General features: G+C 67.2%; 11 protein-coding genes. 4 read left to right on the forward strand and 7 right to left on the reverse strand.

Annotation, left to right across the window (positions count from 1 at the left end; translation table 11 throughout):
• Window positions 1–21: 21 nt before the first annotated feature.
• A complete protein-coding gene (locus tag IB257_RS11585; protein WP_192492347.1) occupies window positions 22–3,564 on the forward strand; it encodes an indolepyruvate ferredoxin oxidoreductase family protein in 3,543 nt (1,180 codons plus the stop codon).
• A gap of 13 nt (window positions 3,565–3,577) precedes the next feature.
• Here IB257_RS11585 and IB257_RS11590 read toward each other — a convergent pair whose 3' ends face one another.
• On the reverse strand, window positions 3,578–5,344 hold the full coding sequence (locus IB257_RS11590) for a diguanylate cyclase (protein ID WP_119450366.1): 1,767 nt from the start codon (window positions 5,342–5,344) through the stop codon (window positions 3,578–3,580).
• 197 nt (window positions 5,345–5,541) lie between these two features.
• Window positions 5,542–6,582 (reverse strand): DUF2235 domain-containing protein, encoded by a 1,041-nt coding sequence (locus IB257_RS11595; protein WP_175212641.1) that lies wholly within the window; start codon window positions 6,580–6,582, stop codon window positions 5,542–5,544.
• A gap of 341 nt (window positions 6,583–6,923) precedes the next feature.
• Here IB257_RS11595 and IB257_RS11600 point away from each other — a divergent pair, with 341 nt between their 5' ends.
• Window positions 6,924–7,676 (forward strand): 5'-methylthioadenosine/adenosylhomocysteine nucleosidase, encoded by a 753-nt coding sequence (locus IB257_RS11600; protein WP_192352795.1) that lies wholly within the window; start codon window positions 6,924–6,926, stop codon window positions 7,674–7,676.
• A gap of 12 nt (window positions 7,677–7,688) precedes the next feature.
• On the opposite strand, the gene IB257_RS11605 is transcribed toward IB257_RS11600, so the two are convergent.
• Together IB257_RS11605 and IB257_RS11610 are read right to left on the reverse strand one after the other, a co-directional pair.
• Entirely contained in the window at window positions 7,689–7,853 is a 165-nt protein-coding gene (locus tag IB257_RS11605) for a hypothetical protein (protein WP_166738255.1), read from the reverse strand.
• Window positions 7,854–7,909: 56 nt separating this feature from the next.
• A complete protein-coding gene (locus IB257_RS11610; RefSeq protein ID WP_225588879.1) occupies window positions 7,910–9,301 on the reverse strand; it encodes a tetratricopeptide repeat protein in 1,392 nt (463 codons plus the stop codon).
• Window positions 9,302–9,482: 181 nt separating this feature from the next.
• Between IB257_RS11610 and IB257_RS11615 the strand changes: the two genes are divergently transcribed.
• Complete coding sequence (locus tag IB257_RS11615) at window positions 9,483–9,929, forward strand: hypothetical protein (protein WP_225588880.1); 447 nt, start codon at window positions 9,483–9,485, stop codon at window positions 9,927–9,929.
• Here the strand turns inward: IB257_RS11615 and IB257_RS11620 are convergent.
• Together IB257_RS11620 and IB257_RS11625 are read right to left on the reverse strand one after the other, a co-directional pair.
• Window positions 9,926–10,195 carry a PAAR domain-containing protein gene (locus IB257_RS11620; protein ID WP_192492348.1) on the reverse strand — a complete coding sequence of 90 codons (270 nt, stop codon included), beginning with the start codon at window positions 10,193–10,195 and terminating at the stop codon, window positions 9,926–9,928. The genes IB257_RS11615 and IB257_RS11620 overlap by 4 nt on opposite strands.
• Before the next feature lie 36 nt (window positions 10,196–10,231).
• Window positions 10,232–10,483, reverse strand: a complete 252-nt coding sequence (locus IB257_RS11625; protein WP_054452057.1) for a hypothetical protein — start codon at window positions 10,481–10,483, stop codon at window positions 10,232–10,234.
• Window positions 10,484–10,655: 172 nt separating this feature from the next.
• On the opposite strand from IB257_RS11625, the gene tssA reads away from it, so the two are divergent.
• On the forward strand, window positions 10,656–11,756 hold the full coding sequence (gene tssA / locus IB257_RS11630) for a type VI secretion system protein TssA (RefSeq protein ID WP_054452331.1): 1,101 nt from the start codon (window positions 10,656–10,658) through the stop codon (window positions 11,754–11,756).
• 57 nt (window positions 11,757–11,813) lie between these two features.
• On the opposite strand, the gene IB257_RS11635 is transcribed toward tssA, so the two are convergent.
• Entirely contained in the window at window positions 11,814–12,608 is a 795-nt protein-coding gene (locus IB257_RS11635) for an OmpA family protein (RefSeq protein ID WP_192492349.1), read from the reverse strand.
• Window position 12,609 lies beyond the last annotated feature (1 nt).

A 12,609-nucleotide genomic window follows, 5' to 3' on the forward strand; every position in this document is an offset into this window, starting at 1 on the left:
ACCGGAACGCAGGAGACAAGCGTGGACACCCCCCTTTCCGCAGGCGCGGCCGATACCCATGGCCTGACGCTGGACGACAAGTACACCCGCAGCCACGGGCGCATCTATCTGAGTGGCACCCAGGCCCTGGTGCGGCTGCCGCTGTTGCAAAAGCAGCGCGACCTGCAGGCCGGACTGAACACCGGCGGCTACATCTCTGGCTACCGCGGCTCGCCGCTGGGCGGGCTGGACCAGGCCCTGTGGAAGGCCAAGCGCCACCTGCAGGCCAACGACGTGGTGTTCCAGCCCGGCGTGAACGAAGATCTGGCCGCCACAGCGGTATGGGGCTCGCAGCAGCTGAACCTGTTTCCGGGGGCGGCGCGCGACGGCGTATTCGGCATGTGGTACGGCAAGGGGCCGGGCGTGGACCGGTCGGTGGACGTGCTCAAGCACGCCAATTCCGCCGGCAGTTCGGCGCATGGCGGCGTGCTGATGCTGGCGGGCGACGACCATGCCGCCAAGTCCTCGTCGGTGGCGCACCAGTCCGAGCACGTGCTGATCGCCAGCGGCATCCCAGTGCTGTATCCGTCCAACGTGCAGGAGTACCTGGACTACGGCTTGCATGGCTGGGCCATGAGCCGCTACACCGGCCTGTGGGTGGCGATGAAGTGCGTGACCGACGTGGTCGAGTCCAGCGCTTCGGTGGAAGTGGATCCGGACCGGGTGCAGGTGGTGCTGCCCGAAGACGTCTTGCCCGAAGGCGGTCTGAACATCCGCTGGCCCGACACGCCGCTGGCGCAGGAGGCGCGGCTGCTGGACCACAAGTGGTATGCGGCGCTGGCCTATGTGCGCGCCAACAAGCTGAACCGCGTGGTGCTGGATTCCCCGCAAGCGCATTTCGGTATCATGACCGCGGGCAAGGCGTATCTGGACGTGCGCCAGGCGCTCAACGACCTGGGCCTGGACGAGGCGGCCTGTAGCGAGGCCGGCATACGCGTGCTGAAGGTGGGCTGCATCTGGCCGCTGGACGCGCAGGATGCGCGCGAGTTCGCCACCGGCCTGAAAGAGATCCTGGTGGTGGAGGAAAAGCGCCAGATCCTGGAATACGCGCTGAAGGAAGAACTCTACAACTGGCGCGACGATGTACGGCCACGCGTCTACGGCAAGTTCGACGAACGCGACAACGGCGGCGGCGAATGGTCCACGCCGCGCGGCGGCTGGCTGCTGCCCGCGCGTCACGAGCTGTCGCCCGCGCTGATCGCCCGCGCCATCGCCGCGCGGCTGGAAAAGGCCGACCTGTCGGATGCGCTGAGAGCGCGCATCGCGGCGCGGCTGGCTGTCATCGACGCCAAGGAGCGCGAGGCTTCCCGTCCCACGCTGGTGGAAGAGCGCAAACCCTGGTTCTGTTCCGGCTGTCCGCACAACACCTCCACCCGCGTGCCCGAAGGCTCGCGCGCCGTGGCCGGCATAGGTTGCCATTACATGGCGATGTGGATGGACCGCAAGACCGACACCTTCAGCCAGATGGGCGGCGAGGGCGTCGCCTGGCTGGGGCAGAAGGATTTCACCGCTGAGCGTCACATCTTCGCCAACCTGGGCGACGGCACCTATTTCCATTCGGGGTTGCTGGCCATACGCGCGGCAGTCGCCGCGCACGCCAGCATCACCTACAAGATTCTCTACAACGACGCCGTCGCGATGACGGGCGGGCAGCCGGTGGATGGCGTGCTCACGGTGCCGCAGATCGCCGCCCAGATGCAGGCCGAAGGCGTGGTCAAGACCGTGGTGGTGACCGACGAGCCGGAAAAGTACGCCGGCGCTACCGCGTTGCCGCAGGGCGTGGAGGTGCACCACCGCAAGGCGCTCGACGACGTGCAGCGCGCCTTGCGCGACATCGCTGGCACGACGGTGCTGATCTACGACCAGACCTGCGCCACCGAGAAGCGCCGCCGCCGCAAGCGCGGCGAGTATCCCGATCCGCCGCGCCGCGCCTTCATCAACGAGTCGGTCTGCGAAGGTTGCGGCGACTGCTCGGTGCAATCCAATTGCCTGTCGGTCGAGCCGCTGGATACGCCGCTGGGCACGAAACGCCGCATCAACCAGTCGTCCTGCAACAAGGACTTTTCCTGCGTGGAGGGCTTTTGCCCCAGCTTCGTCACGGCGGAAGGCGCGACGCTGCGCAAGCCGGGCACGGGCAGGAATCTCCCCGCGTTGGCCGAACCGCCGCAGCCCGACCTGGCAGGGATCCGTCCGCTTGGGGCCTACCGCGTGGTGATCGCGGGCGTGGGCGGAACCGGCGTCGTGACCATAGGCGCGCTGCTGGGCGCGGCCGCGCATCTTGAAGGCAAGGGCGTGACCGTGCTGGACATGGCCGGGCTGGCGCAGAAAGGCGGCGCCGTGCTCAGCCACGTGCAGCTGGCCAATCGCCCCGCGGACCTGCATGCCACGCGCGTGGCGCTGGGCGAGGCCGACCTGGTCATCGGCTGTGACGCGCTGGTGTCGGCGTCGCCCGAAGTGCTGTCGCGCCTGCGCCCGGACCATGGCCGCGCCGTGGTGAACAGCAGCGCCGCGCCGACGGCAGCCTTCCTGTCGCAGCCGAGCTGGCGCTTCCCCGGCGCGCAAGCCGAAGCCGCGCTGGCGCGCAGCACGGGCGGCAACTGCGATTTCATCGACGCCGGCCCGCTGGCCGAGGCCCTGCTCGGCGACACCATCTACGCCAATCCGCTGCTGCTGGGCTATGCCTGGCAGCAGGGCGGCCTGCCGCTGGCGCTGGACAGCCTGCGGCGCGCCATCGAACTGAACGGCGTCTCGGTCGAAGAGAACCTGGCCGCCTTTGAACTGGGCCGGCAAGCCGCGCATCATGGCGCCGCCGCGCTCAAGCCGGCGCCGCGGGCGCAGGTGATGGCCTTGCCGGAGTCCCTGGACGGCCAGATCCAGCGGCTGGCGCAACACGTACGCGCCTATCAGGACGAGGCCTACGCCGCGCGCTTCCTGGATGCGGTGGCAGCGGTGCGGGCGCGCGAAGCCGCGCTGGCGGATCCGCAGCGTTTCGAGGTCACGCAGGCGGTCGCGCGCAACCTCGCCAAACTCATGACTTACAAGGACGAGTACGAGGTGGCGCGCCTGTACGTGGATCCGGCCTTCAAGGCCCGGCTGCGCGAGCAGTTCGAAGGAGAACCCGGCCGCGACTACCAGCTGCGCTATCACTTGGCGCCACCCGCGCTGGCGCGCCGCGACGCGCGCGGACGCTTGCAGAAGCGCGCCTACGGTTCGTGGATGGGACTGGCGTTTCGCGCGCTGGCGCCCATGAAGCGGTGGCGCGGCACCTGGCTGGACGTGTTCGGCAAGACCGCCGAACGCCGCATGGAGCGACAACTGGCGGCCGACTACCTGGCGCTGGCCGAGGAGTTCTCCCGCACGCTGGACGCGGCCAATCGCGCCACGGCGCTGGAACTGGCCGCGCTGCCTGACACGATCCGCGGCTATGGCCATGTCAAGGAGCAGAACGTCGAACGGGCGCGCGCGCGGGAAGCCGGGCTGTGGGAGCAATACCGCGCGCCGGCGCGGGAAACGCTGGCGGCTTGAGGGGCTCGTGGCGTCAGGCCATCTGTTCGAGCAGCACGCAGTTGCGGCCGGTCAGCTTGGCCTTATATAGCAATTCGTCGGCGCGACGCGACAGGTTTTCCAGCGCTGCCGTATCGCTGCCGCGGGCGTGGGCCACGCCGAAACTGGCGGTCATGCTGAAGCTGGCGCCTGCGCCGGCACTGAGCCGCGTTTGCGCGATGCTCAGCCGCATGCGTTCCGCGATGTCCCGGACGCGGTCGGGGTTGCGGCTGCGGCACAGCACCGCGAACTCTTCGCCGCCCACGCGCGCGACCACGTCGGATTCGCGGAAGGTCTTGCGGCACAGATCGGCCACGGTCTTGAGCGCTTCGTCGCCTGTAGCGTGGCCGTGCGTGTCATTGATGGACTTGAAGTGGTCGATGTCGAACAGGATGAAGCCCAGACCGCTCTGCGGATCGTTGCGGATATCGTCCAGCGAAGCTTCCAGGCGCTTTTCGAAGGCGCGGCGGTTCAGCAGGCCGGTCAGGAAATCCGTTTCGGCCATGATGGCGAGGTCTTGAATCAGGCGGTCGCGTTCGAGTTCCAGCTTACGCACGGCGGTGGCGTTGTCGTTGAGCACGTTCAGCGCCTTGAACATGCCGTTGACTTCGCCCCGGTACTGGTCGGCGGGAATGGGTGGCACATCGCCGCCTTTCGCGATCGCGCCGATGATGTTGGTGGCGCGGACGAAAGGCCGGATGACGCGCTTGCGGAACATGGTCAGGCCGATTATCAACGCGGCCGTGAGCATCGCCGCGGCCGCCAGGGTGGTCAGCAGCACGCGGATCGCGGCCTGGCGGTTTTCTCCGATGCGTCGCTCCACTTCGTTGAGCATCAGGTCGCGAAACCGGACGATGGACTTCATGCGCGGCACATAGTTCGCGCCGAGTTCGTACATCGACACCAATGACTCCTCCGGCGCCCGTTCGGCAATGGCGCGCACGCTGTCGAGGTAGCTCATGCCATCGCCGAAGTACTGCTGCTGCAGTTCGCGGTAGGCGAGGGAGGATGCGTATCGCGGCATGCTGGCGATGTTGGCGTCGATCAGGGCGCGCAGTTCGTCGATGCGGCCGATCACGCGTTCTATCCTCAGCTGATCGCTGGCGGTCAGCGTGCGGCGCTTGCTGAGGGCCGGCGCGAACGTGGAGCCGACCAGTCCCGCCTGTTCGCGCAGTTCGCCGGCCAGCAGCGCCAGGGACAGCAGGTCGAAGTCTTCGCCCTGGTTCCGGGCGACCAGGCCGATGCCGTCGGACATCGCGGCGCGCAGTTCGGGAACCACCGCCACCATGTCGCCGACCACTGTCCACAGGTTGTGGCCGGACGTGTTGGCGCGGGGCGCGGCGATGGCCGCGTCGGCGCTGGCGCGGGCGTTCAACAGGGATTCGCGGATGCGCTGGATGTTGGTGAATTCGCGGGCGCCGTTGGGATTGAGAGGTGCGCGGTAGAGCGCAAGCAGGTCGGCGACTTGCGCATTGGTGCGCTGGCGGGCTTCGGCCAGCGCGCGCAGGATGTTTTCGGGGACCGGCAGGTCGGAGCCCAGCGCCGAGTTCATTGGGCCGCGTTCGGCGGATACCGCTTCCATCGTCATCAGGGTCGTGCGGACTACGATGAAGCCCCGCATGGCGTCGTCGGTGGCGGCCAGCGACCGCCAGTTCTGCTGCACCACGATCACGGTCAGCATGGAGACCGGCAGCGCTACGCCGGCTGCCAGTGTCAGGAAATACCTTTCAAGGGATTTGAGAGCAAAGACATTGCGGAACATGCGTAAACATCGGCTCGGAACAATGACTGGTGGCCGGAGGTTACTTGAAATGGGCCGCCCAATGCATGGTTTTCCCGCCACAGTCCGACGGAACGAAGTTTGTATCGCTTTAAGTCGTAAAGTCTCATTTGCCAGCGCATTGCATCACTCTATTGCGAGCGCTTTCAGGGCTTCTTCCAACATGCGCGGCGGGCCCATCATGGCCGTGAGACGGGCAGCTTTTCCAGCGCGTTCTTGAAGTCGGGATACTCCTTCAGGAAATCCAGGCTGCGCCCGAACCGCTTCAGGAGTTGGTCGTCCACCGTCAGATTGAGCACGGTTGCGCCATCCCACAGCCTGGGGCGTTTTTTTACATGGATCAGCACCTTCTCCGTGAACTCGCGGTAGGAGTCGTGCGGCTCGCATTGGTCGTAGTCCGTGGCGACGCGTTGCGCCAGTCCGGCCTCCAGGCCGACCTGGCGCGCCTTCTCCTGCAGCCACGAGGCGGGCAGCGTCTGCAGGCTGCCGTCCCGGTAGCCGCCGCCGACGTCCGAATGGGCGCCGATGAACCAGCGCTGCTCGACCGGATGGTCGGCTGGACGCGGCTCGGAGTCAGCCAGCCGGGTCCACAGGGTAGGCGCATACGGTTCGCGGAATTCGTTGGTGGCGATTGCGTGATAGGCGTGATGGACGTGGTTGCTGAGTTCGGTGTCGTGGAAGTTGTAGAACCTGGAGAAACCCGGAAAAGGGATGCCGCCTACCGGTATGCCCAGGCTGCCGACCGTGTCCCAGACGCCGACGAAATGCACGTCGGTCTCGCGCGAGAAATTCACGCGGAAGGTCGCGGCTTCCAGCGAGGAGGGGATGCAGTCGTCGCGGTAGAGCGCATAGGCTTGCTCCACGTTGTTGTCGGAGGGATCGTTCAGCAGGCCGCATTTGCGCACCATGCCGGCCAGGCTGCGGGCGGAGTAGGCGCCACGGCTGAACCCGAACAGGAAGATGCGGTCGCGCGGTTGGTAGCGCTGGCAAAGCCAGCGGTAGCCCGTGCGGATATTGGCCGACAGTCCTGCCCCAAAGGCGCCGCCGGCGAACTTGTCGATGGCCGCCCACAGGCCCTGGCCCTGCGTGCCTACGCCTTCGATATAGAACGTCTCTTGCGTGGAGGTCTCGGGCGCCGCCTTGTAGAGTTCGTAGACGTTGGTGCGGTCATTGGGTTCGTTCCAGGTCCCGTCGAAGAATACGGCCAGATTCTTCACCATGATCGTTCTCCACAGATTGAGTCTTGCAATGAATCTGTTTGCTGGCATGGTCCGCGTCGTGCGCGACGGTAAGCTAGCACGGCGTTCGGACGCCGCCGGGTGCATGGTTTCCCTGCTGCATGGACGTACACCGCTTTTTTGACTAGCTAATTGGTCGCAATCCAGCGCGTTGTCTGGGTTCGCACGGCGGCGCGGGCGCAGGAGGAAAACTTCACTACATCAAAAGTAGCAATCCTCCAGGCAAGCGCGGGGAGGCCCGCACGCGTTGGCGGCCGCGCCGGGCATGGAGTATGTTGCGGGGCAGGGCGGCCGCGGGCCGCGCATCAATCGAGTAGATGTACATGGGACGTTTAGCCATATTGGGCGCCTTGCACGAAGAGATCGCCGACCTGCTGGCGGCGATGGATCCGGGCGCCGCCATTCACCGCATTGCCATGCGCGACTTCCACGTCGGCACCTTGTGGGGCACGCCTTGCGTGATTGCGTTGAGCCGGATTGGCAAGGTGGCCGCGGCTGCGACGGCATCCATCGTGATCCAGGAGTTCAAGGCGTCGCGGGTGGTCTTCACCGGACTGGCGGGCGGCTTGCATGAGGATGTGGCGGTGGGCGATGTGGTCGTGGCCAGTGCGTTGATGCAGCACGACATGGACGCGCGCCCGCTGTTTGGACAGCATGAGATTCCCCTGTTGGGGCGCGAACGCTTCGATGCGGATCCGGTCCTGAGCGAACGGCTGCTGGAAAGCGCGGGACAGTTCGTGCGCCAGGGCGGCTTGCCGGCGGGACCAGGCGGACAGCCGCCGCGGGTGCACCATGGGCTCATCGCCACCGGCGACGTCTTCGTCAACAGCAATGACTATGCGCACCAGCTACGCCAGCGCCTGCCCGATGCGCTCTGCCTGGAAATGGAAGGCGGGGCGATGGCGCAGGTCTGCTACGAATTCGGCGTGCCCTTCGCTGTGCTGAGGGTGATTTCGGATCAGGCCGATCATGCCGCGAAGGCGGACTTCACTGACTTCCTGGTGAACCTGGCGCGGGTCTACACCGCCGGCATCCTGGCGCCCCTGCTGAAGTCGGGCGCGCTGCGGGAAGCCTGAGGCCGGCGCTGGTCAGCGGCCGGTGTCGGGGTAGTTGGGGCCGGCGTCGTGGAAGCCGCCCTGGCTGTAGGGATTGACCGCGCCGGGATGGGGCGGGCCGCCATTGCCCTGCGCGCAACCGGCCAGGACCAGGGCCGTGGCCATGAGAGTAAGCAAGCGGATCAGGGCGGATTTCATGGTGGTCTCCTGCGCGTACCGCTGCTGCGGGGCGCTGCTGGTCTGTCTTCGTTATTTTACGCTTTGACGGCAGCGCCAGTCCTGATCTTGCGTTTGGTCTGCGGCGCCGCGCAGCGCTGCTGATAGGCCTGCACCGCTCGGGAATTCGCGGCCTGGAAGTAGGGGTGCGGATGACCGGCCTCGCGCAGCGCGTCGTACATGCGCCCGCCCCACACGCATTGGGCCTCGGCTTGTTTCCAAAGCCCAGTGGCCAGGTCTTTTTGGCCGTGGCGCCACAGCGCCAGGCCGTAATCGGCCACGATTTCCTCGTCGCGCGGAATCTCGCGGTAGGACTGCTTCAGCAGGTCCAGCCCGCCGTCGACGTCGCCCCTCAGGACGAGGATCCAGCCCAGCGTTCCCAGGTTGTAGGGAAGGGCGCCGGCCGTGGCTATCGATTTGTGCGCTTGCGCCTCGGCTTGCGCCAGGTAGTCGGGAAAATCCGCCAGATAGTAGGCGATGCTGTTGGCCCAGTCGGGATCGTCCCGCAGCGGGACGTCGGCCTGGCGCCGCTGCAATTCCAGCGCGTCTTCCAGCGCCAGGGCGGGCAGGCCCAGCAGGCGTTCCAGCTTGAATCTTGCGCGCAGCACGTCATGATCCACGGGCTCGGATCCTGAGCGGGCGCGTTCCAGCCATAGGCGCGCCAGGTCGGCGCGGCCGGCCATCAGCAGCAGGTTGGCCATGTCCAGCTGTTGCTGCGGCTCTGCGCCGCAGGCGGCGGTATCCACCAGTTGCAGCGCGCCCTCGGCATCGCCCTGGCTGAACTTGCGGTTGATGGCGTCCAGCTCGTCGAAGCAGCGGCGGTTCTCTGCCGCATTGGCCTCGACCGAGATCGAAAGGGAGGCCGCCGGCCGGGCGTGGCTGAAGTAGGCGGTATTGCCCTGCGCGGTGCTGTACCCAAGGTCTACCCATTGCTCACCCCAGCGCACATGCATGGTGGTGATGTAAGGCCACCCCCCCAGCGGACCATTATCCCCGCCGCTCTGCAGCTGGAAAACACTGCCCCAGGCGCCGCTCCCTATGCGCCGGATCAAGGTGAAGTCTTCGGCGGAATGCGCCTCGCGGGTCCAGATCCAGGCGCTGCGGCCCAGCGCGTCGGTGACGCCGTGCACGATGCCGTCGTGGTCGGGCGTACCCTCGATGGCCTTGTCCTCGCCTGTCAGGAACAGGCGGTATGGCGTATTGGGAGCGATGCCGCCGCCGCGGCTGTTGTCCAGCCTCAGGATCAGGTAGCGGCCATGTTCACCCTTGCCGTACTGCGGCATGCCTTGGGGCGGCGTCGCGGGCGTGTTGCGGGTGGCGGCTTTCCGGGAGGACGAGCCGGCGGAGGCATATGCCGGCAAAGCCGCCAGGGCAAGCGCGAGCGCGCCGGACAACAGCAACGGGTACAGCCTGGATTGCGGAAGCGTCATGGGTGCTGCTTGAGGTCTGAGCGGTGGAGCCTGAGAGACAGGCGGCATTCTCTCAGAGAACGCGGCGCGCCGCTGCCTGGCGAGCAATCGCGCCGGGCGGTGCGTATCGGATGCAGCGGGATTCCTCCTGTGGCATTCTTGCGCCCGCACCCCGCCGCCGCACGCGGCGCATTCCCGTTCCATGATGCCGAAATTCTTCCTGCGGTTCTGTGATTTCCTGCTGCTCTCTGCTGCGGCGGCGCTGTTCGGCGCTTGCCTGACTTCAGTGCTGAAGACCGATGCCTACGGCTGGATGATTCCGGATGCGCCGTTCATGTACGGGCCGTTCGACTTCTACGTCGATGCCGCCTTGGCGGGGCTGGCCGGCCTGCTGGCGCTGGCGCTGGCCGAGCGCGCGGCGCGGGTGCGCCGTTCGGCCGCATGGCGGGCCGCGGCGACGCTGGCCGCCGCGCTGGTTGCGCTCTATCTGGCGCCGCCCGAGGCCCAGGTGTTCGGCAACACCTGGGCGCCGGGCGAGGCCACGATGGAATTGTTCGTGGCGCAGTGGCGCATGGTGCTGCCTATTGCGTTCACCGTGCTGGCGCTGCGCCTGGGATTGAGGCGCCTGCTTGCGCGGTCCGGGGTCTAGCCCTGCTCCAGCCGGTAGAACTGCTGGCTTGCGATCAGCGTGGCGCCGCAGGATGTCTTCATGCCTTCCAGCGCGGTGCGTCGGTCCGAACTGACGGCGGCCGCGCCTTCGACGATGGTATGCGCGCCGCTGCACTTGGGGCAGGTGACGCGGTCGCCAAGCCGGGCCATGGGCTGGCCGAAGATCATTACTGTTTCGTCGCCCGTGACGACCACTCCGCCATGCGAGGTGCGGTCGCCCTTGCGTATCACCGATAGCTGCGCCATGGCTGCCTGTTGCCCTGTCAGTTTGGTTATGTGTGCTTACAGATAGGTGCCGTCCGGCGCCTGCCGCGGCGTGCCGGTGACGAAGCTGCCGTCGGGCGCCATGCGCACCGGACCGTCGCCGCCCAGATAGCGGCCGTCAGGCGCGCGCTGCGGCTTGCCGGCAACGTAAGTGCCATCCGGCGCGCGGGTGATGGGTCCGCCGTCGCCGACGTAGGTGCCGTCGGGGCAACGGCGCGGCTTGCCAATGATGAAGCGGCCGTCGGGCATCATGTGGAATGACTTGTTCATCGCGCATCCTTGTCCTGGGGAACCCGCATGATATCCAGGGTCCGTGATGCGTTTTGTAATAGGACGTGTCATCTTCAAACGCGCCGTCGTTACAGATATGGGAGGATCGGTCCTCTTGTCGCTGCCCGCCGCTGGCCCGGCGGCAGCGATCCTGCCATCCGACCAGATCTATATGAGCGATATCGACACATTGCTGCAGCCCATTGCGGGCGAGGCGCCCTGCGGCGTCGACATGGTGTTCTCAGCCGAATTTGACGCCATCCGCGAAGCCCGCCGCCACGATGATCCGAACCTGGACCAGGGCGACTGGGTTATCGACATCAAGGAGGCCGACTGGCCGGAAGTCATCCGCATTTGCACCACGGTGCTGCGCGAACAGAGCAAGGACGTGCGCGTGGCCGCCTGGCTGGCCGAGGCCTGGGCCAAGACGCGCGGCTTCGCCGGCCTGCGCGACGGTTATCTGCTGGTGGACGGCCTGTGCCGCCACTACTGGGACGGCCTGCATCCCGTGCCGGACGAGGGCGATGTGCAGCAGCGCGTGGGCAACCTGGCCTGGCTGCTGGCACGCTCGCAACAGCTGATCCGCGAGCTGCCGCTGACCCAGTCGGAGGGCGGGCGCTATGGCGCGGCGCTGTGGGACAGCGCCTCGCAACTGGCCAACGCGGTCAAGCGCGCGCCGCAGAACGCGGCCGAGATCACGCGCGGCAAGCTCACGCTGGACCAGTTCGACGCGGCGCGGCGCGACACGCCGCCCGCTTTCTATTCCGAACTGGAAGGCAATCTGCAAAGCTGCTTCGCGGCGCTGGATACGCTGGAACAGACCCTGGCGCAACGCCTGGGCGACGAGGGCCCGGCCTTCTCGCCGGTGCGTGACGCGCTGCGCGACGTGACCGAGCTGACCCGCCGCTTCGCCCGCGACGCCGGGCTGCTGGTGCGCGCGGATACCGCGGCGCCGGCCGCTCCCACCGCTGCGCCCGCAGCTGCCCGGATGGAGCCGACCTTGTCCGCTGCCGACCCTGTTTCCGCCGCGCCCGCAGCCGCGCGCGGCCCGCTGCAAACGCGCGAGCAGGCGCTGGCGCAGCTGCGCGAAGTGGCGGAGTTCTTCCGCCGCACCGAGCCTCACAGCCCCGTGGCCTATCTGGCCGACAAGGCCGCCAGCTGGGGCGAGATGTCGCTGCACCTGTGGCTGCGCACCGTCCTCAAGAACGGCGATGCGCTGTCCGGCCTGGAAGAGCTGCTGGGCGTGCCCAAGCCGCCGGACCACAACGGCTGAACGCAAAGTCACTGTTTGCACAAGCCGGCCCGCGCGGGCCGGCCAAGCGCCAGGCGCCTAGCGGCTGGCGCGGAACTCGATGCGGCGGTTCTTGGCGCGGCCTTCGGCCGTGGCGTTGGTGGCGACCGGCTGGTCAGGCCCCGCGCCCAGCGTCTCAAAGCGCGCGGGCGGCAGGCCCTTGTCCACCAGGTAGGTTTTGACGGCATCGGCGCGCGCCTGGCTCAGCGCCAGGTTGGTGCTGCGGCTGCCGGAGCTGTCGGTGTGGCCGATGATCTGCACCTTGTCGCTATGCAGCTTGGGCACCACGTCCGCCACCTTGTCCAGCAGCTCGCGGCCGCGCGCGGTGAGCGTGGCGCTGCCGGTCTCGAATTCCACCACACGGTTGGTCAGTACCTGGTCCAGCAAGCCCTGTTCGTCCTTGCTGGCGGATACGCGCAGGCCGTTGACGATCTTGTAGGTGGGATTGAGCGAGGTCGCGAAGGCGCTGGCTATCTGCTGGCGCGAGGCTTCATTCTGCACCTCGCCGCGCAGGCGGATCTGGGTGCCGTCGATCTCCAGCTGGCCGCGGTTGATCTGTTTCAATGGCTGGCCGATGAGCTTGCCGACGTGCTCCGACCAGTTCGGCGGCGCGACCACGCCGCCCACATCGATCTGGTCGATCACGTTGCCCACGCCATACACCTGCTGCAGCCGGGCCAGCACATCGGCCTTGGCGGCTTCGTCCGGCACGGCGCCGCTGGCCACGACCTGGCCGGGCTGGGGGATGACGTTGGCGGGCACCACCGTGGCCGCGTCCTGGGCTGAGGCCGTGCAGGCATACAGCGCCGCCATGAGCATGAAGGAAAGGCGCATG

Origin of the sequence: Achromobacter sp. ACM03, from assembly GCF_014851665.1 — a bacterium.
In the GTDB taxonomy this organism is placed as follows: Bacteria; Pseudomonadota; Gammaproteobacteria; order Burkholderiales; family Burkholderiaceae_B; genus Achromobacter; species Achromobacter aegrifaciens.

Excerpts from the sequence above, each read along its gene's own strand:
- IB257_RS11590 (WP_119450366.1), bottom strand. The coding sequence starts at position 5,344 with ATGTTCCGCAATGTCTTTGCTCTCAAATCCCTTGAAAGGTATTTCCTG.
- IB257_RS11595 (WP_175212641.1), bottom strand. The coding sequence starts at position 6,582 with ATGGTGAAGAATCTGGCCGTATTCTTCGACGGGACCTGGAACGAACCC.
- IB257_RS11600 (WP_192352795.1), top strand. The coding sequence starts at position 6,924 with ATGGGACGTTTAGCCATATTGGGCGCCTTGCACGAAGAGATCGCCGAC.
- IB257_RS11605 (WP_166738255.1), bottom strand. The coding sequence starts at position 7,853 with ATGAAATCCGCCCTGATCCGCTTGCTTACTCTCATGGCCACGGCCCTG.
- IB257_RS11610 (WP_225588879.1), bottom strand. The coding sequence starts at position 9,301 with ATGACGCTTCCGCAATCCAGGCTGTACCCGTTGCTGTTGTCCGGCGCG.
- IB257_RS11615 (WP_225588880.1), top strand. The coding sequence starts at position 9,483 with ATGATGCCGAAATTCTTCCTGCGGTTCTGTGATTTCCTGCTGCTCTCT.
- IB257_RS11620 (WP_192492348.1), bottom strand. The coding sequence starts at position 10,195 with ATGGCGCAGCTATCGGTGATACGCAAGGGCGACCGCACCTCGCATGGC.
- IB257_RS11625 (WP_054452057.1), bottom strand. The coding sequence starts at position 10,483 with ATGAACAAGTCATTCCACATGATGCCCGACGGCCGCTTCATCATTGGC.
- tssA (WP_054452331.1), top strand. The coding sequence starts at position 10,656 with ATGAGCGATATCGACACATTGCTGCAGCCCATTGCGGGCGAGGCGCCC.
- IB257_RS11635 (WP_192492349.1), bottom strand. The coding sequence starts at position 12,608 with ATGCGCCTTTCCTTCATGCTCATGGCGGCGCTGTATGCCTGCACGGCC.